Source organism: Haloprofundus salinisoli (genome assembly GCF_020097815.1).
In the GTDB taxonomy this organism is placed as follows: Archaea; Halobacteriota; Halobacteria; order Halobacteriales; family Haloferacaceae; genus Haloprofundus; species Haloprofundus salinisoli.
Genome location: NZ_CP083663.1, coordinates 1,901,175 through 1,922,115, shown reverse-complemented (window position 1 = coordinate 1,922,115; position 20,941 = coordinate 1,901,175). Strand labels below are relative to the sequence as shown.

Sequence of the window (20,941 nt, the reverse complement as noted above, 5' to 3'; positions counted from 1 at the left end):
GGTCTCGTTCCCGTAGACGCTTCGGCTCCCGTTCTCGCGGGCGCTCATCGGGCGACGCCGGAATCACCGTCCGACCCTCTCGGCGCGACTTTCCTATCCTCGGCTGGCGTGGCCGTACTTGAGCAGCGCGACGAACACGGACCCGCCGATGACGTTGCCGACCGTCGCAAGGACGAGGAACCGCGCGTAATCGGCGAGCGTTATCTCGGGGCCGAGAAACAGGCCAAACAACACTTCGACGTTGCCCGCGATGGAGTGCGGCAGGTGGAGGATGCCGATAGCGGCCGTCACGAGCCAGATAATGAGGATACGGCCCGTCGTGCTCTGGGCGGCGGTGACGAGCCACGAGAGTAACCCCATCAGCCACCCCGCGAGAACGGCCGACAGGAACATCCCCCAAGTGCTGTGGTGGACGAGTTTCTCCGCGACGACGATGAACGACTCGGGGCGCGCGACGCCGATGTCGGGGATGACGGTCACGGCGAACGCGGTGAACACCAATCCACCGAGCACGTTGCTCACGAATATCACCGTCCAGAGTCGACCGAGTTCGGCGAACGAGGCCTGTCCGTCGATGACGGGGAGCACCGCGAGCGTCGTGTGTTCGGTGAACAGCTCCGACCGGCCGAGGACGACGAAGATGAAGCCGATTGAGTACGCGCTAGCGAGCAGCAACTCGGTCGGCAGGTCGCCGTAGCTACCCGCCGAGAGCGTGAGCACGACGGCCATCAGAAGCGGGCCGAAGCCGATGTCAAGCCCCGCCGACAGCCCCGAGAGGAAGAGACCGTCGGGTTCGCGGTTGATCTCGTGTAACCCCTCCTCGATCTGCGTTTCGAGGATGTCTCGCACCGGTGTCTGGCCGCCGAAGAATCGTACTGATGTCTCGCGGCCGTCGGGTTCAGCCACGGTACCGACCGCCTTCTGCCGCGACGAACAACGTTGCCGACAAACCTGTCATACAGAGAGAACGGGACCCTCGTACGTAGCTATTGGGTCCGGGCCCCATCGTCGAACGTATCCGAGAGTACGCTCGGAGCGCACATACCGGCTCTTCGAGTGGTGTGGACCGTCGACTCGGCTACTCTTCCACCACGCCGACGGGGCGAGCGCACCCGTCGACGTCGAGGACGTTCAGCGAGTCGTCGAGGACGATACACATCGAATCGTCGCCACAGGGAACGTCGAGGCGAATCTCCAGCGGGTCACAGGAGACGATTTCGGTGTGCTCGTCGCTGACACACCACGGGAGCGTCCAGAACGGGCGGGTGCTCAGATCGACGCCGCGTTCGGCGTGGAACGTCATCACGTCGGCGTTGTCGAGCAGGTTGAGGCCGACGGCAGAGCGCAGGCGGTTGTGACACCGGCGGCACTCGTGGGCCACCTGCACGTCGAGGCCCGGAAACTCCGTCTCCCGCGAGAGCGTCGTCTCCATCTTCCCCATGCACTCGGGGCAGACGCCGTCGGCGGCGAGACAGTAGTGGTGGCGGACGTGGTGGTGAAACGCCTGCAGCAACTCCTCGGGCGACCGGTCGTCCAGCCCGCCCGGCGGGAAGGGGTAGCTGACGTGTATCGCCCCGCAGTCGCCGCAGGCGATGGCGAGCCGTTCCTCGGCGTACCACGCCTGGAGGTCGCCGCCGCAGTCGTAACAGTCGCCGTCGGCGTCGAACGGATCCAACTCGGCGCGGTCGGTGAACGTCCCCGCGAAGACGGCGCGAACGACCTTCCGACCGGGGTAGCGAAAGGCGTACCCCTCGTCGGTCCGCCGGACGAAGTGGTCGGTGAGTTTCTTGAGATGGTAGTTGAAGTGGGCGCTGTCGTCGATGTCGACGCGCTCGTACAGTTCCGAGAACGGCACCGGTTCCTCGGACCCATCCTCCTCTAAGAGCGCCTGGAGAATCTCGATTCGCGTGTCGTTGCCGAGGAGGGCGAACGCTTCGGCGGGGGTGATACCGGCGTCGTTTTCGGGGACTGCCGACTCGCTCCCGGCAGGGTGACTCATGTCAACCTCTTTCGATGCCCAGGGCAAAACGGTTGCGCCCCTCGGAACCGTTACTGAAGTTCGCTTCAGCGGAGCGTCCGTCGACCAGTCGACGAACAGCTATGCATCTGGAGACTGCCCACTCGCCCGCGATGAGTTCCCCCACCGACCACTCCGACGAGGACTCGCCACCCGGGTGGACGCCCGAGGAGAACGACGACGACGTCCGCTCGTGGCTCGGCGCAGACGAGCGCGTCGTCTGCGCCCGCGAAGACGACGGCTGGACCGCGTACGCCGTCCCGCGCAGCGAACTCGGCGCGTCGCACCGGACGCCGCTGACGGACGAATCGACCGACTTCGACGGCGCGCTCTCGGCGGCGCGCGACTACATGGAACGCAACGACGACGCGGCGTAGCCGAACGGAAGCGCGCGAGTCAGATTACCCCGACAGCGACCGCTCGATACCCCGTCGAATCCGGCTCTCGTCGGGGACGTACTCGTCCTCTCTGGCGAACAGCGGGTAGGGTACGTCGTAGCCGGTGACGCGTTGGACCGGCGCTTCGAGATAGTAGAGCGCGCGGTCGTTGATGCGAGCCGTTATCTCGGCGGCCATCCCGCCCGTCTTGGGCGCTTCGTGGACCACGACGCAACGACCGGTCTTCCGGACCGACTCCAGCACCGTCTCCGTGTCGAACGGGACGATGCTACGCGGGTCGACCACCTCGACGCTCGCGTCGACGCTCTCCGCCGCGTCGAACGCACGGTGGCGCATCGCGCCCCACGCGACCACCGTCACGTCCTCGCCCTCCCGCACCACGTCGGCTTCGCCGAGCGGCACGGTGTAGTCGCCCTCGGGAACCTCCTCGCGGAACGCCCGGTAGAGTCGCGTCGGCTCGAAGAAGACGACTGGGTCGGGGTCGCGGATGGAGCTCGTCAGCAGTCCCTTCGCGTCGGCGGGCGTCGAGGGAACGACGACTTTCAGTCCCGGTGTGTGCGCGTAGCCGGCTTCGAAGCTCTCGGAGTGGTGTTCGAGCGCCCGGATGCCGCCGCCGTAGGGCGCGCGGATGGTCATCGGGCAGTTCAGTTCGCCGCGCGTCCGACTGCGGAGACGGGCGACGTGCTGCTGTATCTGGTGGAACGCCTGGTGCATGAACCCCGAGAACTCGATCTCGGGGACGGGCGTGAAGCCGTAGGTCCCCAGTCCGACGCCGAGGCCGACGATACCCGCTTCGGCGACGGGGGCGTCGTAGACGCGGTTCGGATACTCGTCGATGAGTCCCTGCGTCGCCCGGAAGACGCCGCCGTTTCGGCCCACGTCCTGTCCGTAGACGACCACGGAGTCGTCGCGTGCCATCTCCTCAAACAGGGTATTGCGGACCGCCTCAACGAGTCGTTGCCGTTCCGTCATCGGTTCTCGCCCTCCGATGCGGCGTCACGGAACTCGGTGCGTTGGCGTTCCAACTCCGGAATCGGCGTCTCGAAGGCGTAGTCGAACATCTCCTCGGCGTCGACGCTCTCACGGCCCTCGTTCGCCGCTTGAATCTCCTCGCGGAGTTCCTCCTCGATGGACTCCTGCACGTCGACGATACGGTCGTCGTCTAGCACACCGCGCTCGCGGAGGTACGTCTCGAACCGGACAACGGGGTCTCGGGTCTCCCACTCGTCTTCCTCCTCTTCGTGGCGGTAAACGGAGGGGTCGTCGGAGGTGGTGTGCAGCGAGCGGCGGTAGGTCAGCGCCTCGACGAACACCGGGTCGCCGGCGCGGGCGCTCTCCAGCGCGTCGCGCACCACGGCGTAGGTGCCGAGCACATCGTTGCCGTCGACCTGCACGCCCTCGATACCGGCGGCGGCGGCCTTCTGCGCCAGCGTCTCCGCGCGGGTCTGTTTCGTGCGCGGCACCGAGATGGCGTACTGGTTGTTCTGACAGAGGAAGACGGTGTGGGCGTCGAAGACGCCCGCGAGGTTGGTCGCCTCGTAGACGTCGCCCTCGCTGGTCGCGCCGTCGCCGAAGTAGACGAGCGACGCGGCGTCCTCGCCGGCGATCTCCTGGGCCCATCCGAGACCGGCCCCGTGGAGCGCCTGCGAACCGACCGGAATCGACGGCGGCATGTTTCGGCTCTCGCGCGTCGTCGCCGACCCCTCCTCCATCCCCATCGCGTACCACAGTAACATCTGCGGCGGCGTCCCGCGGGCGAGGTAGGCAGGCGTCTCGCGGAACGACGTTACCATCCAGTCCTCGTCGGCGAGCGCGTGGGCGCTGCCAGCTTGGGCGGCCTCCTGCCCGATGGCGGGCGCGTAGGTCCCGAGTTCGCCCCGTCGTTGCAGGGCGATGGCGCGCTCGTCGAGTCGCCGGGAGCGTCTCATCGTCCAGTACATCTCGAGCAGGTCGTCCTCGGAGAGGTCAGGTTCCAACTCGGCGTCGACACTCCCGTCGGGCTCCAGCACCTGCACGTAGTCTATCGAGAGTTCGTAGGCTGTTTCACGCGGCACGGTTGTTCGAATGTCTGCGAGGAGCTACTTAGTTTAAAGTCGGCTCAGCGACGCGTGAGCGACGGCGAGGGAACGACAACCGTCGACGGGCGACGACGTTCTGGGAGTTCGCGTTCGTCTACGGCGCGTGGGCCGTCGGCCAGACGTTCCGCTCCGGCAGCGACGGCACGCGGCTCTACGAACTGCTCGCCGAGCGGGACGCGACCGCCGAGTTCGCCGCCGTCAAGGCTCGCGCGACGGGCCTCGGTCTCGCCGTCGGCGCGCTCACCGACCCCGTCGGCGGGGCGCTGGCGCGACCGGTCATCTGACGGCCAAGACATCGGCCGCTACGGCCCGCTCTCCCGAAACACCGCGGCGGCGGTTCTGACCGAGTCGCCGCCGAGCGTCGCGATGCCCGCCGCGAGACCGAGCGTCGAAAGCAGGAACACCTCCCACGCTGCGAGCGGGTCGCCGCTGGCCAACCGCGGGAGCGTCGCGCCGAGCAGCGAGAAGAGGAGCGCGACGGCGACGACGGTGCGCGTCTGTCTACGTCTCGCCGCACAGCCGTCGGGTTCGTCGCTCTCGTCGCCTTCCGCGCGGCCGTCGCTCTCGGCGTGCTCGTCAACCCGGGCGGCGCTCATCGCGCACCTCCGGCGACGCGACGGGGTCTCTCGTGCTGTTCGTCGAAACTCCTATGTCGTGAAACCGTCTGTCTCCTCATGCTCAATCCTCCCAAGGGGAACGAGCACCGCGTCGGTGTCCCACCACCGACCACTGCTGATGCTCGTGTTTTACTCAGACGTCTTTGGCTGCAATAAGCGCGAGCCAACCGCAGTGAAAGTACTTACAGAACCGAAGATGCGTCGAAATTACCCTCTGTGGGCGCTCAGACCTGGTTCCACGGCGCGTCGTCGAAGTCGACGATGCGCTCCTCGCGGTCGAGGCCGTCGATGGCCGAGACGTCTTCCTCGTCGAGTTCGAGGTCTTTGGCCCCGAAGTTCTGGAGGATGTGCTCCTCGCCGGTCGCCTTCGGGATGGGAGCGACCTGGTCCTTCGAGAGCAGCCACGCGAGCGCGACCTGCGCGGCGCTCGCGTCGTGTTTTTCGGCGATATCCTGAATCTCGGAGACGTCGGCGACGTCGTTGCGGGCGATGGGGCAGTACGCGACCAGCCAGTGGTCGTCCTCGCGGGCGTACTCGCGGAGCTCCTCCTGCTGGAGCATCGGGTGCATCTCGACCTGGTGGGCGAAGATGGGCGCGTCGAGGTGGTCCTTCGCCTCGTCGAGTTGGTCGGGGCGGAAGTTGCTCAGGCCGACGTGTTCGATGACACCCTCGTCGCGGAGCTCGTCGAGTGCCGGAAGCGTCTCCTCGGGGTCGTAGGTGTTCAGCGGCCAGTGGACGTACATGAGGTCGATGGTGTCGACGCCGAGTTTCTGGGCGCTCTCGCGGGTCGTCTCCAGCACGTCGTCGTAGCCGAGGTTACCGGTGTCGAGTTTGGTGGCGACGAAGAGGTCGTCGCGGGAGACGTCGGCCGCGTCGACGCCGTCGCCGACGGCCTCCTCGTTCTCGTAGCCCTGCGCGGTGTCGATGTGACGGAAGCCGACGTTCAGAGCCGTCTCGACGCTCGCCGCGCACTGGTCGAGGTCCTTGTTCTGGTACGTTCCGAGTCCGAGCCGTGGGAAGTCCATACGCGGGGTTCGCGGAGACGACGCCAAAAGCCTCCGGTCGCGGCAGAGCCGTCTGCTTCGCGCTCGCCGGGTGAGAGACGCCACAACGCCCAACAGCCAGCGTCTCGTACCGTGATAGTATGTCCGAACTCGTCATCTACGGTTCGTACGGCTACACGGGGTCGCTCGTCGCCGAGAAGGCCGTCGAGCGCGGTCTCGACCCGATTCTCGTCGGCCGCGACGCCGAGAAGGTGACCGCCCAAGCCGACGAACTCGGCGTCCGCGCTCGCGTCGCCTCTCTCGACACCGTCGCCGACCGAATCGACGACGCCCACACCGTGTTGAACTGCGCGGGGCCGTTCTCGACGACGGCCGAACCCATGGTCGACGCCTGCCTCGACGTCGGCGCGAACTACCTCGACATCACCGGCGAGATTCAGGTGTTCGAGCGTCTGAAGCGCCGCGGTCCGGAGGCCGAGGAGGTCGGAGTCACCCTGCTGCCAGGCGTCGGCTTCGACGTGGTGCCGACCGACTGTCTCGCCGCTCACCTCGCCGACCGACTGCCGGAGGCGACGCATCTCGCGCTCGGCTTCGACACCTCGGGGTCGCTGTCGACGGGGACGCTGAAGACGGCCATCGAGGGCCTCGGCGAGGGCGGCGCGATTCGTGAGGACGGCATGCTCCACCAAGTGCCGAGCGGATGGAAGACGCGTGAGATCGACTTCGGCCGTGGGTATCGCACTGCCGTCACCATCCCCTGGGGCGACGTCTCGACGGCGTACACGTCGACGGGCATTCCGAACATCGAGGTGTACGCGTCGTTCCCGGAGTCGACGCGGCGGGCGATGGAGGCACAGCGCTACCTCGCCCCGCTGCTCGACACGAAACCGGCGAAACGGCTGCTCAAACGGGTCGCCGACCGCTACGCCGAGGACCCCAGCGCCGGAGAGCGAGCGGACGCGACGGTGTACGTGTGGGGCGAAGCGGCCGACGACGGCGACGAACGCGTCGTCTCTCGACTCCGGACTCCCAACACCTACGCGCTCACCGCGGAGACGGCGGTCCTGTGTGCGGAGAAGACGCTCGCCGGCGACGCGCCGACCGGGTATCAGACCCCCGCGAGCGCGTTCGGCCCCGACCTGATTCTGGAGGTTTCGGGCGTCGAGCGAACCGACGACGACGTTCGAGCGGGCGACGAACCCGGCGAATTTGCGGACGTCGACGAGAGCAAGGGCGACGCGAGCGACGTCGAGCGCGAGGGTGAGACGGCAGACGACGGAGTCGATAGCGACACGGCGGAGGACGTCGACGACGAGGTCATCGAGAAGCGCGAGGTCGTCGAAGCGGCCGACGAAGACGCTGCGGTGACGGACGGGGACGACGGAGAGGAGTCGGACGACGCCGCGACGCGACGCGACGAGTAACCGGCGGAATCAGTCGAACAGTCGGACCGGTTCGATATCGTACTCCTCGAACTGCTCCAAGAGGACCGGCAGCCGCTCTCTGAGTTCGAGCGGGCGGTGCGAGTCAGTGCCGAGGGTGAACCCGACGCCGCGTTCGAGTAGCAGTTCGAGAAGCGGTGGCGAGGGGTGAATCTGACCGTACTCCCGGAGGACGCGCCCGGCGTTGATTTCGGGAACCGTTCGGGAGCGCGCGAACGCGTCGGCGACGCGTTCGTAGTGGTCGGCGGTGGCGTACCCTCGGAGCGCGGGGTTTCGCTCCACGAGGTCGACGTGGGCGGCAATCTCGAACAGCTCCGAGTCGACGAGCGAGACGACTTTGTCGAAGTAGTCGTCGACGTACGCCTGCTGTTCGACCTCGGATTTCGCCGCGAAGAAGCCCTCGGTGTGGACGTTCGTTCCGTCGAGGCGGTGGACGCTGCCGACGGCGTAGTCGAACCCGGCGTCGTCGAGGAACGTGCGAATCTCCGTCTCGTCGCGCGGGTCGTAGTCCATCTCGACGGCGTCGAAGATGCGAACGCCGAACTGCTCGCGGAGCGAGTCGATGGCCGCCCGCCGACGCGGGTACGTCTGGTCGAGGTTGAATCCGAGTTCGAAAGTCCGCTGGCGGGCCTCCTCGCGGGCGGAGGCGTTGCAGTGGTCGGCGAATCCGACGGCGTCGAGTCCGGCCTCCTCGGCGGCGCGCAGCATCCGATAGAGGAACTTGCCGTCCGAGTACGTCGAATGGACGTGGTAGTCGTGAGTCGGCGGCACGTTCGTCCATAGACGGGCAAGCGGATAGACGTTTCTGCCGGCCGACCTCGGAAACGGTTGTTCGGGCGAACCCACGATGGACGCGAGAAACGGGGCAAGCCCCTCTCTGGTGCCGCGCAAGTGGCAGATGAGGCATCAATCACGAACTGTGGATTTGTGGGCCTCTCGCAAACGTTTGCACGTGACGAAACGTTCTTCAACGGGCCTCGCGCACAGTCGGTATGCCGACGGAACCCGACACGGGATACAACCCGAATCTAGGGAGGAAGTTCATTTTCGTCACCGGGGGTGTGATGTCCGGACTCGGCAAGGGAATCACGGCAGCCAGCACCGGGCGCCTGCTGTCGAACGCCGGGTTCGACGTCACCGCGGTGAAGATCGACCCGTACCTGAACGTCGACGCCGGAACGATGAACCCGTACCAGCACGGCGAGGTGTACGTGCTGAAAGACGGCGGCGAGGTCGACCTCGACCTCGGGAACTACGAGCGGTTCCTCGGGGTCGACATGACCTCCGACCACAACGTCACCACGGGCAAGACGTACCAGCACGTCATCGAGAAGGAGCGCGCCGGCGACTACCTCGGGAAGACGGTCCAGATCATCCCGCACATCACCGACGACATCAAGCGGCGCGTCCGCGAGGCCGCCGAGGACGCCGACGTCTGCATCGTCGAAGTCGGTGGGACGGTCGGCGACATCGAGTCGATGCCGTATCTCGAAGCGCTCCGACAGTTCGCCCACGAGGAGGCCGAGGAGGACATCCTGTTCATGCACGTCACGCTCGTTCCCGACTCGAAGAACGGCGAGCAGAAAACCAAGCCGACCCAGCACAGCGTGAAGGAGCTGCGGAGCATCGGCCTACAGCCCGACATCCTCATCGGTCGCAACCAGAACCGCCTCGACATCGACACGCGGGAGAAAATCGCGCTGTTCTGCGACGTACCCACGGAGGCTGTCTTCTCGAACCCCGACGTCGAGGACATCTACCACGTTCCGCTGATGGTCGAGGAGGAGGGTCTCGACGAGTACGTGATGGAACGCCTCTCGCTCGACGGCGAAGCGCTACCGGAGGGCGAACGCGACAGTCGCTGGCGCGACCTGGTGACGCGCAACCGCGAGGGTTCCGTCGATATCGCGCTCGTCGGTAAGTACGACCTCGAAGACGCCTACATGTCGGTCCGCGAGGCGCTCAAGCACGCCGGTATCGAGACGGGCGTCGAGGTGAACGTCCACTGGGTCGACTCCGACGAGATGCGCGACCACCACACCGAACGCTTGGAGAACGCCGACGGTATCGTCGTCCCCGGCGGCTTCGGCTCCCGCGGGACCGAGGGGAAGATCGAGGCCATTCGCTACGCCCGCGAAAACGACGTGCCCTTCCTCGGCCTCTGTCTCGGTTTCCAGATGGCCGTCGTCGAGTACGCCCGCAACGTCCTCGGCTGGGAAGACGCCCACTCGGCGGAACTGGACCCCGAGACCGCACACCCGGTCATCGACCTCCTGCCCGAACAGTACGACATGGAGGATATGGGCGGGACGATGCGCCTCGGCGCGCACGACACCGACATCGAAGCCGGGACGCTCGCCCACCGCGTCTACGGCGACGACACCTGCACCGAACGGCATCGCCACCGCTACGAGGTGAACCCCGAGTTCTTCTCCGAACTCGAAGCCGATGCCCTGACGTTCTCGGGCAAGTCGGGCAACCGCATGGAGATCGTCGAGCTCGCGGACCACCCGTACTTCCTGGGGACGCAGTTCCACCCCGAGTACCGCTCGCGTCCCGACAGAGCGAGTCCGCCGTTCGTCGGCCTCGTCGAATCGATTCTCGAACAGCACGAGGAGCCCAAGGAGGTCGAAGCCTGATGGTCGACACTGATTCATTCATCGAAGAAGCCGTTGCAGAGATTAAAGACGAAGTAGGCGACGCCCACGCCATCATCGCGCTCTCGGGCGGCGTCGACTCCTCGGTCGCGGCCGCGCTCGCCTACGAAGCCATCGGCGAGCAGCTCACCCCCGTCTACGTCGACACCGGCCTGATGCGGAAAGGCGAGACGGAGGGCATCCGCGAGACGTTCAGTTTCATGGAGAGCCTCCGCGTCGTCGACGCCCACGAGCGGTTCTTCGACGCGCTCTCGGGCGTCGTCGACCCCGAAGTCAAGCGCGAGGTCATCGGCGAGCAGTTCATCCGCGAGTTCGAGCGCGAGGCGAGAGACACCGACGCCGACTACCTCGTCCAGGGGACCATCTACCCCGACCGCATCGAGAGCGAGGGCGGCATCAAGTCGCACCACAACGTCGGCGGTCTGCCGGACGTCGTCGACTTCGAGGGCATCGTCGAACCGGTCCGTGACCTCTACAAGGACGAAGTTCGAGAGGTCGCTCGCGCGCTCGATTTAGAGGAGGTCGTCGCCGAGCGGATGCCGTTCCCCGGCCCGGGCCTCGCGGTCCGCGTCATCGGCGAGGTGACCCAGGAGAAAGTCGAAGTGGCGCGCGAAGCGTGTCACGTCGTCGAGGAGGAGCTGGAGGAGTACGACCCGTGGCAGGCGTTCGCCGCCGTCGTCGGCAAAGGCACCGGCGTGAAAGGTGACAACCGCGTCCACGGCTGGATCGTCGCCGTCCGCTCCGTCGAGAGCCGCGACGGAATGACCGCCCGCGCCCAGGAACTCAGTTGGGAGACGCTCCAGCGCATCCAGAGCCGAATCACCGGAACGAACGACAACGTCGCGCGCGTCGTCTACGACGTGACGCACAAACCGCCCGCGACCATCGAGTACGAGTAACTCGACGGACCCCACCGAATCAGCGAGCCTCCGAACTTCACGTAATCTATGAAAGCGATACTCTGCGGCCCCGACGAGAACGGACTGGCCGACGCCCTCGCCGACGAGGGTGTCGAACTTACGCGCATCGAGGACATCGTCACCCGCCCGGCGCTCGAAGACGCCGGGATCGACGGTGCGGACCTCGTCGTCCTCACCGACGTGGCGGAGGCGACGGCGATTCCGCTGGCGAAGGAGCTGAACCCCGGCGTTCGGGTCGTCGTCTACGCGAACCAGTCGCTACCGGAGTTCGCAAAAGGACAGGCCGACCTCGCGGTCGACCCGAAACTGCTGTCGGCGTCGGTCGTCGCCGAAGAACTCGTCTGAGTCGCGTCTACTCCGAGTTCCGCTCTCGTTCGTCGGCCACCGCCCGTTTTCCCGCTTCGATACCCGCGTCGCCGCCGCCCTCGGCGTTGTACGCTCTCGTGAACGTCCCGGCCGCGGCGAGCGCCTCGTCGTCGCCGTGTACCTCCGCGAACGGCTCCACGTCGCCGAAGTTCGAGGTCTCCTCGCGGGCGACGGCGAGACGGTAGGTGTCCGTCTCGGTGTGTTCGGTGTTCGGCTCCGACGGCATCGCCACAAGCGTCGCGCCGTGGTCGACGTGCCGGAAGACGGTGACCGGGCGCGGGTCGTACTTCCGGTCGATGAACTCGGGGTCGGACTCCTCGTACCAGCCGTCGGGGATGCGGTCTGTGTCCATCGTGGAGCGTACGGACGCGAGCGACGTAAGCGTCGGGTTGCCCGCGACGCGACGACCGGTCGTGAGCGACTCGACCGCCGCCCTGAGCGACGGGACGGAGACGGACACCGAGACGCAACCGGGCGACCCGCTCCCGTCGCCGTCGACGCCACGCTTATTCGAGCCGCCGCCGTCGTCACGGCCATGACACTCGACCGACTCGAAGACCTCGACCCGGCGAATGGAGAAGTCGAGACGGCGGAACTGGTCGTCACCGACGACGTGCTCGTGAAGGCATTCGCGCTCGGCCCCGATGCGGAACTCTCGCCGCACGAGCACGGCGACAGTACGAACGTCTTCCACGTGCTTCGCGGCACGGTGACGGTGATTCAGGGCGACGACGAGGAGGCGATCGAGGCTCCCGGCGTCGTTCTCCACGAGCGCGGCGTCGTCCACGGCGCGCGCAACGACACCGACGAAGTGGCCGTCTTCACCGCGAGTCTCTGTCCGCTACCGTCGTAGGCGGAAAAACACCGTCCAGCGTTGCCACCGTCGAAATCCCGATACGGCGACGTTCCCAACCTCTTGCTATGACGCGCGTCACCGCCGCCGGGCGACTCCACTTCGGCTTCTGCAACCTGAGCCTCGCCCACGAGCGGTTGTACGGCGCGCTGGGCGCGGCGCTCGACACGCCCGAACTCGTCGTCGACGTGACGCCCGACGACGCGGTGACCGTCGACCTTCCCGAGAGCGTCGACGCACTGGCCGAGACGGTTCACGAGTACGCCGGTCGGGCGACCGAACTGCTCGGCGTCCCCGGCGCGAACGTCCGCGTCGAGTCGTCGCTGCCGCGGCACGTGGGTCTCGGCAGCGGCACGCAACTGGCGCTCTCCGTCTTCGCGGGCGTCGCCGGAGCGTACGACCGCGCGCCGAACGTGCGAAAGCGGGCACCGGCGCTGGGTCGCGGCGGTCGCTCCGGTGTCGGCGTCGCCGCTTTCGAGTCGGGGGGGTTCGTCCTCGACGCGGGCCACCCGACGGCGCGCTTCACCGTCGACAGACCCGAAGACGGCGCGTGGACCGTCCCGGCGGCGGCCGCCCAGCATCGAATCCCCGACGAGTGGCGGTTCCTCGTCGTCCTGCCCGACGCTGCACCCGGTAAGAGCGACGCCGACGAGGACGCGAGCATGCGCGCCGCCGTCGAGCGCGCCGACCCGGCCATCGCCGACCGCATCTCGGGCGTCGTCGTCCGTCGGGTGCTCCCCGCCATCGGCGACGACGCTCCCGAGCGGTTTGGCGAGGCGGTGGCCGAAATCGGCCGTCTCAACGGCGCGTGGTACGCCGACGAGCAGGGCGGCGTCTACCGGCCGCCGGTTGGCGAACTCGTCGCCTCGCTCGACGACGTGCCCGCGGTGTACGGTGCCGGACAGTCGTCGTGGGGGCCAGCGGTGTACGGCGTCACCGACGCCGCGCACGCCGACGCCGCACAGGAGGCCGGAGAAGCGGCGCTCGCGGCGGCCGGAATCGACGGCGACGCGTTCGTCTCCGCGCCGCGGAACGTCGGCGCGCGAGTCGAGTGAAACGTGTCTGAAGAGTTGACTGTCCGTCGTAACGACTATCCCGGCGGCCGCCGACGGGCGGCCATGGAGAACATCCCCTTCGGCGTCTCGCGCTTCGATTCCGTCATCGGCGGGGGCGCGCCGCCGGGCAACGTCGTCCTCCTGTCGGGCGAATCCGGAGCGGGTGCGCGGGAGTTTCTGCAGACGAGCGCCGCGATGAACGCCCTGGCACACGCCGACAGCGACCTGTTCGAGTTGTACTACGGTTCCCTCGGGGCGAACACGCACCTGCCCGACGAGGTCCACTACCTCTCGTTTACGACCGACGAGGAGTACATCGGCCAGGAGCTGGCGTACACGCTGGCCGACGACATCGTCGACGCGGCGCTCTCGGAGATTCGATTCCGCGATTTCTCGCCGGAGTACTTCCAACTGAGCCCCATCCCCAGGGAGTGGTACGTCGGCGAGGCGTCGACCATCCGCGATCTGGGGACGCGACACAGCCGCGAGGACGTGATGAGTGCGCTCGGCGAGTATCTCGGCGAGCACGCACCTGGTAACTTGGTTCTCGTCGACTCCATCACCGACCTCGTCGGCGCGGTCTCCGACGAGATGGCGTGGTCCGATATCGCGATGGTGATGAAAGGGCTCCGGAAGGCCGCTCACCACTGGGGCGGACTCATCATCCTGCTCGTCAACGAGGAGACGTTGGGGCCCCGCGAGCTGGGGCTTTTGACCGACGCCGCCGGCGGGACGCTCCGCTTCCAGTGGGAGTCCGGCGGGTCGAAGCGCGCTCGAACGATGGTCGTCGAGGAGTTCCGCGGCGTGCTCTCGCGCATCGAGGGCGAGAACATCGTCCGATTCGAGGTCGATATCCAGGAGTCGGGACTCGACGTGAGCGACGTTCGGAAGATACGGTGAGCGAAAGTTTAAGACACGAGACGCACAGCACTACTTCAGATGGCTGACGACCGGGTAGAACCGAACGGCGAGTCGGCGTGGGAGTCGACAGCACCGGTCGAGTCGCACACCGAGAGCAGTGAACAGAACGGAGAGGCCCCCGACGCGCTGGGCTCGGAGGTGTTCGCCGACCTCCCCGAGGACCGCCCGCGATCGGCAGACGGCGACTCGACGGTCGAGTCGGCGCTCGACGCGCTGACGAGCCGACTCGACGGACTCGACGAGCGGGTCGACGGCGTCCAGTCCGACGTCGACGAGAAAATCGACGACGTCCGTGGCCGCGTCATCGAGGTAAAGCGCGAGACGGACGCGAAAGCGCCGCTCGACCACGAACACCCCGAGGTTCGACAGGCGGTGGCGGAGGCGAGCGCCGACGTGGAGGCGCTGGAACGTCGCGTCGAGTCGCTGTCGGCGGACCTCGACTCGGAACTGGCCGAGCGGTCGGAGGCCTACGAGGAACTGGCCGGGCGGGTCGAGACGGCGGAAGAACGGCTGACTACGCTCGCCCGGGTGACCGTCAACCTACGGGACCGGGTGCAGCGAGCGGAGTCGGCGGTGACCGCCGACCGTGAACTCGACGAATTTCTCGAATCGGCGCACAAAAACGGCGTGAGCAAAGGCGCTTGCGTGGACTGCGGCGAGACGGTTCACCTCGGACTGCTCTCGTCGCCGGTGTGCCCGCACTGCGGCGCACCGTTCGACGGCGTCACCCCGCCGAGTTGGCCGTTCGGGTCGGCGACGCTGACGACCGACACCGGAACCGACGCGGAGGACGCCGACCTCACGGAGTTGACTAACTTCGATGTCTGAGGAACACGCCATCGACGGTGAGGAGACGCGGAGTACCGGCGACAGCGCCGCAGACAGCACCGATACCGTCGACACCGATGAGACCGCCGACACCGCCGACACCGCTGGCACCGTCGACACCGACCCGTTCCAGCAGTTGTCGACCCACGGCGACACCGACGTGTCCGACCCGTGGGTCGAACTCGAACCGACGACCGACTCCGACTACGGGGCCGAAAGCACCAGCATCGGCGGGTTTGACCTCGGGGACGGAGACGCCAGCACCGCCGGCTTCGACTTCTCCGCCGTCGACGAGTGGGCCGGCGCGATCGCCGACGGCGACGCCGCTCTCGACGCGCCGAACGGCGACGACGCGACCGTCGTCGAAACGGACGACGGCAAGACGTACGTCGTCTCGAAGCGACACTACTGCCAGACCTGCCCGCACTTCGAGTCGCCGCCGGAGTTCGGATGCGACCACGAGGGGACGGACATCGTCGAGACGGTCGGGTTCGAGCGTCTCCGGGTTCGTAACTGTCCAGTGGTCGACGACGACGGCGACGCCGGAAGCAGTCGCCGGGCGGCCCACGCCGTCGCCGACGTCCCCGGAAGCGAACGAACTCGCCGCGACGGGGCGAGCGAAACGGCTCCGACTGACCTTTGAGGCCGGAGCGAATACGCTAACGTATGCAGTTTTGCGACGACTGCGGTTCGATGATGGTGAATCGGGACGGGTCGATGGTCTGTACGAACTGCGGCGCGAGTGCCGACCGCGACGAGGAGCGCGCCGCGCAGTTCGTCTCCACCGAATCGCAGACCGACAGCGAGGTCATCGAGACCGAAGAGGGCGCGGACTTCGAGGGGAAACCGACCGCAAACGACGTGACCTGCGACAAGTGCGGCCACGGCGAGGCGTGGTACACCATCAAGCAGACGGCGTCGGCCGACGAACCGCCGACGCGCTTTTTCAAGTGTAAGGAGTGCGGCTACCGGTGGCGTGAGTACAACTGAGTCAGTCGAACTTCGACACCAGAAACCCGCCAACCACCTCCGCCACCTTCGCCGACTGCCCGACGAAGAAGTGGTCGGCCTCCATTCCGACGACTTCGCAGCCGAGTTCCCGCCCCCTGTCGACGACGGGTTCCCACTCGGCCGTTCTGTCCCGCGTGGCGTACACCACCTGTACCGGCGTGCGGATCTCGTAGAGCGCGCCCGCGGCGTCGAGTCCGTGTTTCTCACCGATTTGCGCAGCCGGAGCCAACGCGCTGACGGCCACCGGGTCGACGGTGTCGCGGGCGGCCGCCGCCGTGAGCAGGGCTATCGCGCCGCCGAAACTGAACCCGAAGAGGCCCACGGAGTCGTAGCGCTCGGCGGCCCAATCGAGGGCGTTCAACGCGTCGGTCCGTTCGCCGCGGCCCTCGTCCCACTCGCCGTAGTCGAAGCGGAGGCAGTCGAGTTCTGCATCGGTGAGCGCGTCGGCGACGGCGACGAGGCGTTCGTCGCCGCGGTGGCCGCGGTGCTGGGGGTGTGGCGGGCAGGCGACGACGACGTGTTCGGTCTCGGCGTCGCTACCGTCGAGCGTCGCGCGAACGTCTCTCCCACCCGGAATCAGTACAGTCTCCGAATCAGTCACGAGACTCCTTGTTCGCATGAGGTTTTAAGGCCAGCGTACACAAGGAGGGGGTATGGGAATACTCTCGCGGATGTCGTACGTCGTGCGGTCGAAAATAAACGCCCTCCTCAACCGCGCGGAGGACCCGACCGAGACGCTCGACTACTCGTACGAACAGATGCGCGACGAACTTCAGGACGTCAAGCAGGGAATCGCGGACCTGACGACCCAGAAGAAGCGCCTCGAAATCCAGAAGCGGCGCCTCGAAGAGAACGTCGAGAAACACAACGACCAGGCCCGCGAAGCCGTGCGACAGGACCGCGAGGACCTCGCGCGGAAAGCCCTCGAGAAGAAGCAGTCGAAGATGACCCAGATCGAGGAACTCGACGGGCAGATCGCGCAGCTGCAGACCACCCAGGACGAGCTGGTCGACAAGAAGAACCAGCTGGAGAACCGCATCGAGGAGTTCCGCACGAAGAAGGAGACGATGAAGGCGCGCTACGAGGCGGCGGAAGCGTCCAGCCGCGTCTCCGAGGCGATGACCGGCGTCGGCGACGAGATGGAGGACGTGGGTCGCGCCATCGAACGCGCCGAGGAGCGCACCGACGAGATGGAGGCGCGCTCGGCGGCGATGGACGAACTGCAGGAGACGGGTGCGTTCGACGACGCGCTCTCGGACAAAGACTCCATCGACCGCGAACTCGACTCGATGCGGAGCGGCAGCGAAGTCGACAGCGAGCTCGATACGCTGATGGCCGAGATGGGCAAGTCCTCGGGCGGGTCCGAGAGCGACACCGCGAGCGACGAGGAGATAGACGCGCAGCTCGACGAACTGGAGTCCTCGGAGACGACCGAGGAGACCGAGGCCGACCTCGAAGAGCTGGAGAACGAAGAGGAGTCGCGCGCGGAGTAATCGCACCTCGAGGTAACCGACTCCGAGCCCCGCTTTCTCCCCCGCCCAACTGGCCGACGCCACGAACCCTTTGTATCGAGTCGACGTATCGAGCCCATGAGCGACGGCGACGAGCCGAGTAACACCATGCGCGACCGAGTGGGAGAGAGTCGCGTCAAACTCTGGCTGTTGATGGATGCGAACCGATGGTTCGCCACGGCGCTCCCGCTGGCGCTGGTGTTCGTGACGCTGGTCGCTCTCGGGGTGGCCGACCCGGCACCGATTCGCGGGTCGTGGAGCCTGAAGGACCCCATCGAGACGGCGTTTCAGGGCTTTCTCACCGCCATCATCACCGGCGTGACGCTCGTCGTCACCATCAACCAACTCGTGCTCTCGCAGGAGCTCGGGCCGCTCGGCGACCAACGCGAACGGATGGCGGGCGCGATGGAGTTCCGCGAGGACGTAGAGGAGGTTCTCGGGGTCTCGGCGGTCCCCCCGGAGCCGTCGGCGTTTCTCCGCGCGTTCACCGAGGGGATACGCGAGCGTGCCAACGGGTTGAGCGAGACGGTCGACGAGACGAACGGCGAGAGCACCACCGAATCCGAAGCTGTCGTCCACGAGTACGTCGACGGCCTCGCCGGTAACGCGACCGAGGTCTCCGACCAGCTCGAAGACGAACAGTTCGGGACGTTCGACGTGTTGTTCGCCGCGTTGAACTTCAACTACTCGTGGAAGATATACGAGGGACGACGCATCCGAAACAAGTACGCCGACTCCCTTTCGGAGCGGACGCGCGAGGAATTCGATGAACTCCTGGAGACGCTGAAGTTCTTCGGCCCGACCCGCGAACATTTCAAGACGCTCTACTTCCAGTGGGAACTCATCAACCTCTCGCGGACGATGCTGTACACGTCGGTTCCGGCGTTGATTGTGGCGACGGCGATGATTCTGTACGCCGACAACCCCGGGTCGATTCAGGGATTCACCGCCGGTGTCGACAACGTCGTCTGGGTCGTCTCGTCGGCGGTGACCGTCGCGTTGGTCCCGTTCATGGTGCTCTTGTCGTACGTCCTCCGCATCGCAACCGTGGCGAAGCGGACGCTCTCCATCGGTCCGTTCATCCTCCGGAGCGTCAACCGGAGCGAGGATCTAGAATGGGAGTGACGGACGGAGCGGCCTCACTCCGCGCGTCGCGCGCCGGTGCCGGTGTGACCGGACTCGCCGAGTCGAATCGTCCCCTCCGAGAGGTCGACGCCCGCGTACGGGTCCGATTCGAGCAACAGTGACCCGTCGAGGTCCGCGTAGTCGAGGAGCGGCGCGAGGTGACAGGCGGCGGCGATAGCCGCGTTCGTCTCGACCATACACCCGAGCATCACTTCGAGGCCGTGCGCGCGGGCGGTGTGAATCATCCGCGTGGCCTCGCGCAGGCTCCCGCACTTCATCAGTTTGATGTTCGCGATGTCCGCGCGGTCGGCTATCTGCGGTACGTCGGCGAGCGTGACGCAGGACTCGTCGGCGGCGACGGGGAGCGCGCTGCGCTCGTAGACGTACTTCAGCCCCTCGGGGTCCGACGCCGGAACGGGTTGTTCGACGAACTCCACGTCGTGGTCGGCGAGCATCTCGCTCATCTCGACGGCCTCGTGCGGCGTCCACGCCTCGTTGGCGTCGACGCGGAGCGTCGCGTCGGGCGCGGCGTCGCGGACGGCCTCGACGAGTTCCTCGTCGCGGTCGGTGCCGAGTTTAATTTTTAGCACACTGTACCCGGCGTCGACGGCCTCCGCGGTCTTCTCGCGGACGCGTTCGGTCGTGTCGAGGCCGATGGTAAAGGAGGAGGTCGGACAGTCGTCGGCGTCGAGTCCCCACATCCGGTAGAGCGGGACGCCCAGTCGTTTTGCCGCGAGGTCGTGGAGCGCGATGCTGACCGCACAGCGGGCGGCCGGGTTCCGGTTCACCCGCTCGCGCATCCGGCGCTCGATGCGGTCGAAGGCGTGGGGGTCGCCGACGCGTTCGACCACGTCGAGCAGGTCCGGAAGCACCGCCTCGACGGTGTCGGCCGTCTCGCCGTAGTGTCTGGAGGGCGCGGCCGCGCCGACGCCTGTCATCCCGCCGCCGTCGGTGAGTGTGACGACGACGTTCTCGGCGGTCTCCTGAGTGCCGCGCGAGATGGTGAAGGGGTGTTCGAGCGGCAGTTCGACTCGCTCGAACTCCGAGGTGAGAATCACCGAAGCGCCTCCAGAATCTCGTCGCATCCGAATCGGACGGGGTCGCTGGCGGGGACGCCGAGTTCGTCCGCGTACGCGTCGACGGCGTTCTCGGCTTCGGCGTCCGACAGCGCCGAGGCGTTGAGCGCGCCGGCGACGACCTCGGTTTCGTGGACCGCCGACCCGAGCGACTCGTAGAGGTCGACGTATTCCGACAGCGGCGGGAGCGAGAACGACTCGTAGCCGTGGATTTCCTCTCGGCCCGCCTCGTGACAGAGCACGAGTTTGTCGGCCATCGAGCCGTGGAGGATGCCGCAGGTGACCGCCGAGTAGGCGGGGTGGACGATGCTGCCCTGGCCTTCGACGAACAGCATCTCGTGGTCGTCGCCGATTTCGAGAATCATCTCCTCGACGGCCCCGGCGGTGAAGTCGCTCACCACGCGGTCGATGGGGTTGCCCCACCCCGAGATCATGATTCCGGTCTGGCCGGTGGGGACGAACGCCGCGTCGATCTCCGCCTCGCGGGCGGCCTCGACGAGTTCGAGCGTCGCCGTCATCTTCCCGACGGAGCAGTCGGTGCCGACGGTGAGCACCACGTCGGCCGACACCTGGTCGGCGACGCCCTGCGCGACGGTGAGGTCGGGGTCGGGCTTGCGCACGTCGACGAGGTCGACGCCGTGGTCGGCCGCGAGCGCGGCGAACTCCTCGTCATCTTCGAGGAAGTAGTGCAGTCCCGCGACGACGTCGCAGCCGGATTCGATGGCGGTACGGACGTCGGGTCGCCACGTCTCGTCGAACCCGCCGCCGATGGGCGCGATACCGACGAGCAGCGCGTCGACCGACTCGGCGTCCGGCACGTCCTCGAACGAGGCGACGATAGGAGCGTCGGGAAGGTCCGCGCGATGGTCGCGGACTCGCGTTCCGGCGCGGTCTCGGTCGAGGACAGCGACGATTTCGTCGTTTCCGTAGCGCATCACCCCTGTCGCGGTCTTCGCGCGGTCGGGGAACTTCTCGTGGGCGAGGATGACGAGACGACGACTCTCGGTCCCGGTAGCAGTCATACCCGGGTGGACGCAATAGGACGCCATAAATCGGTTGCCA

The 20,941-nt window shown here is 66.9% G+C and carries 25 protein-coding genes; 13 read left to right on the top strand and 12 right to left on the bottom strand.

The window, feature by feature from the left end; genetic code table 11:
• Positions 1-93: 93 nt before the first annotated feature.
• Positions 94-906, bottom strand: coding sequence for a formate/nitrite transporter family protein (locus LAQ73_RS10185; protein ID WP_224268182.1), 813 nt, complete (start codon positions 904-906; stop codon positions 94-96).
• Positions 907-1,078: 172 nt separating this feature from the next.
• Positions 1,079-1,999 (bottom strand): ArsR/SmtB family transcription factor, encoded by a 921-nt coding sequence (locus LAQ73_RS10180; protein ID WP_224268181.1) that lies wholly within the window; start codon positions 1,997-1,999, stop codon positions 1,079-1,081.
• 131 nt (positions 2,000-2,130) lie between these two features.
• Here LAQ73_RS10180 and LAQ73_RS10175 point away from each other — a divergent pair, with 131 nt between their 5' ends.
• Positions 2,131-2,394, top strand: coding sequence for a hypothetical protein (locus LAQ73_RS10175; protein WP_224268180.1), 264 nt, complete (start codon positions 2,131-2,133; stop codon positions 2,392-2,394).
• Positions 2,395-2,418: 24 nt separating this feature from the next.
• Here LAQ73_RS10175 and LAQ73_RS10170 read toward each other — a convergent pair whose 3' ends face one another.
• From LAQ73_RS10170 to LAQ73_RS10150, 5 genes are all read right to left on the bottom strand, one after another.
• Positions 2,419-3,387: an alpha-ketoacid dehydrogenase subunit beta gene (locus tag LAQ73_RS10170; protein ID WP_224268179.1), complete on the bottom strand. Its 969-nt coding sequence runs from the start codon at positions 3,385-3,387 to the stop codon at positions 2,419-2,421.
• Positions 3,384-4,469, bottom strand: coding sequence for a pyruvate dehydrogenase (acetyl-transferring) E1 component subunit alpha (pdhA, locus tag LAQ73_RS10165; protein ID WP_224268178.1), 1,086 nt, complete (start codon positions 4,467-4,469; stop codon positions 3,384-3,386). Before pdhA ends, LAQ73_RS10170 begins: the two co-directional genes overlap by 4 nt.
• 44 nt (positions 4,470-4,513) lie before the next feature.
• Complete coding sequence (locus LAQ73_RS10160; RefSeq protein WP_224268177.1) at positions 4,514-4,789, bottom strand: hypothetical protein; 276 nt, start codon at positions 4,787-4,789, stop codon at positions 4,514-4,516.
• A gap of 6 nt (positions 4,790-4,795) precedes the next feature.
• A complete protein-coding gene (locus LAQ73_RS10155; RefSeq protein ID WP_224268176.1) occupies positions 4,796-5,089 on the bottom strand; it encodes a hypothetical protein in 294 nt (97 codons plus the stop codon).
• Positions 5,090-5,334: 245 nt separating this feature from the next.
• Positions 5,335-6,135 carry an aldo/keto reductase gene (locus LAQ73_RS10150; protein ID WP_224268175.1) on the bottom strand — a complete coding sequence of 267 codons (801 nt, stop codon included), beginning with the start codon at positions 6,133-6,135 and terminating at the stop codon, positions 5,335-5,337.
• Between the two features lie 119 nt (positions 6,136-6,254).
• On the opposite strand from LAQ73_RS10150, the gene LAQ73_RS10145 reads away from it, so the two are divergent.
• Positions 6,255-7,538, top strand: coding sequence for a saccharopine dehydrogenase family protein (locus LAQ73_RS10145; protein ID WP_224268174.1), 1,284 nt, complete (start codon positions 6,255-6,257; stop codon positions 7,536-7,538).
• A 9-nt stretch (positions 7,539-7,547) separates the two neighbouring features.
• On the opposite strand, the gene LAQ73_RS10140 is transcribed toward LAQ73_RS10145, so the two are convergent.
• Positions 7,548-8,327 (bottom strand): PHP domain-containing protein, encoded by a 780-nt coding sequence (locus LAQ73_RS10140; protein WP_224268173.1) that lies wholly within the window; start codon positions 8,325-8,327, stop codon positions 7,548-7,550.
• 221 nt (positions 8,328-8,548) lie between these two features.
• On the opposite strand from LAQ73_RS10140, the gene pyrG reads away from it, so the two are divergent.
• From pyrG to LAQ73_RS10125, 3 genes are read left to right on the top strand one after another with little or no spacing between them, the layout of a single operon-like run.
• A complete protein-coding gene (pyrG, locus tag LAQ73_RS10135; RefSeq protein ID WP_224268172.1) occupies positions 8,549-10,195 on the top strand; it encodes a glutamine hydrolyzing CTP synthase in 1,647 nt (548 codons plus the stop codon).
• Entirely contained in the window at positions 10,195-11,112 is a 918-nt protein-coding gene (gene guaA / locus LAQ73_RS10130) for a glutamine-hydrolyzing GMP synthase (protein ID WP_224268171.1), read from the top strand. The genes pyrG and guaA overlap by 1 nt, the downstream gene beginning before the upstream one ends.
• A 48-nt stretch (positions 11,113-11,160) precedes the next feature.
• The gene (locus LAQ73_RS10125) at positions 11,161-11,478 is read left to right on the top strand and encodes a DUF7126 family protein (RefSeq protein WP_224268170.1); all 318 of its coding nucleotides are present in this window, start codon (positions 11,161-11,163) and stop codon (positions 11,476-11,478) included.
• Between the two features lie 7 nt (positions 11,479-11,485).
• Here LAQ73_RS10125 and LAQ73_RS10120 read toward each other — a convergent pair whose 3' ends face one another.
• On the bottom strand, positions 11,486-11,851 hold the full coding sequence (locus tag LAQ73_RS10120; protein WP_224268169.1) for a hypothetical protein: 366 nt from the start codon (positions 11,849-11,851) through the stop codon (positions 11,486-11,488).
• A 183-nt stretch (positions 11,852-12,034) separates the two neighbouring features.
• Here LAQ73_RS10120 and LAQ73_RS10115 point away from each other — a divergent pair, with 183 nt between their 5' ends.
• From LAQ73_RS10115 to LAQ73_RS10090, 6 genes are all read left to right on the top strand, one after another.
• The gene (locus tag LAQ73_RS10115) at positions 12,035-12,352 is read left to right on the top strand and encodes a cupin domain-containing protein (protein ID WP_224268168.1); all 318 of its coding nucleotides are present in this window, start codon (positions 12,035-12,037) and stop codon (positions 12,350-12,352) included.
• A gap of 68 nt (positions 12,353-12,420) precedes the next feature.
• Positions 12,421-13,407: a beta-ribofuranosylaminobenzene 5'-phosphate synthase family protein gene (locus tag LAQ73_RS10110; RefSeq protein WP_224268167.1), complete on the top strand. Its 987-nt coding sequence runs from the start codon at positions 12,421-12,423 to the stop codon at positions 13,405-13,407.
• Positions 13,408-13,470: 63 nt separating this feature from the next.
• Positions 13,471-14,307, top strand: coding sequence for an RAD55 family ATPase (locus LAQ73_RS10105; protein ID WP_224268166.1), 837 nt, complete (start codon positions 13,471-13,473; stop codon positions 14,305-14,307).
• Between the two features lie 39 nt (positions 14,308-14,346).
• Complete coding sequence (locus LAQ73_RS10100) at positions 14,347-15,156, top strand: hypothetical protein (protein WP_224268165.1); 810 nt, start codon at positions 14,347-14,349, stop codon at positions 15,154-15,156.
• Entirely contained in the window at positions 15,149-15,799 is a 651-nt protein-coding gene (locus LAQ73_RS10095; protein ID WP_224268164.1) for a DUF8135 domain-containing protein, read from the top strand. Before LAQ73_RS10100 ends, LAQ73_RS10095 begins: the two co-directional genes overlap by 8 nt.
• 23 nt (positions 15,800-15,822) lie before the next feature.
• Positions 15,823-16,146, top strand: a complete 324-nt coding sequence (locus LAQ73_RS10090) for a transcription factor S (protein ID WP_224268163.1) — start codon at positions 15,823-15,825, stop codon at positions 16,144-16,146.
• A 1-nt stretch (position 16,147) separates the two neighbouring features.
• On the opposite strand, the gene LAQ73_RS10085 is transcribed toward LAQ73_RS10090, so the two are convergent.
• Entirely contained in the window at positions 16,148-16,768 is a 621-nt protein-coding gene (locus LAQ73_RS10085; protein ID WP_224268162.1) for an alpha/beta hydrolase, read from the bottom strand.
• 52 nt (positions 16,769-16,820) lie between these two features.
• Between LAQ73_RS10085 and LAQ73_RS10080 the strand changes: the two genes are divergently transcribed.
• Together LAQ73_RS10080 and LAQ73_RS10075 are read left to right on the top strand one after the other, a co-directional pair.
• Positions 16,821-17,660, top strand: a complete 840-nt coding sequence (locus LAQ73_RS10080) for a PspA/IM30 family protein (RefSeq protein ID WP_224268161.1) — start codon at positions 16,821-16,823, stop codon at positions 17,658-17,660.
• Positions 17,661-17,756: 96 nt separating this feature from the next.
• On the top strand, positions 17,757-18,803 hold the full coding sequence (locus LAQ73_RS10075) for a DUF7972 family membrane protein (protein ID WP_224268160.1): 1,047 nt from the start codon (positions 17,757-17,759) through the stop codon (positions 18,801-18,803).
• Between the two features lie 14 nt (positions 18,804-18,817).
• Here LAQ73_RS10075 and LAQ73_RS10070 read toward each other — a convergent pair whose 3' ends face one another.
• Both LAQ73_RS10070 and LAQ73_RS10065 read right to left on the bottom strand, forming a co-directional pair.
• The gene (locus LAQ73_RS10070) at positions 18,818-19,861 is read right to left on the bottom strand and encodes a dipeptide epimerase (RefSeq protein ID WP_224268159.1); all 1,044 of its coding nucleotides are present in this window, start codon (positions 19,859-19,861) and stop codon (positions 18,818-18,820) included.
• Positions 19,858-20,901 carry an N-acetyltransferase DgcN family protein gene (locus LAQ73_RS10065; protein WP_224268158.1) on the bottom strand — a complete coding sequence of 348 codons (1,044 nt, stop codon included), beginning with the start codon at positions 20,899-20,901 and terminating at the stop codon, positions 19,858-19,860. The genes LAQ73_RS10070 and LAQ73_RS10065 overlap by 4 nt, the downstream gene beginning before the upstream one ends.
• Positions 20,902-20,941: the final 40 nt, after the last annotated feature.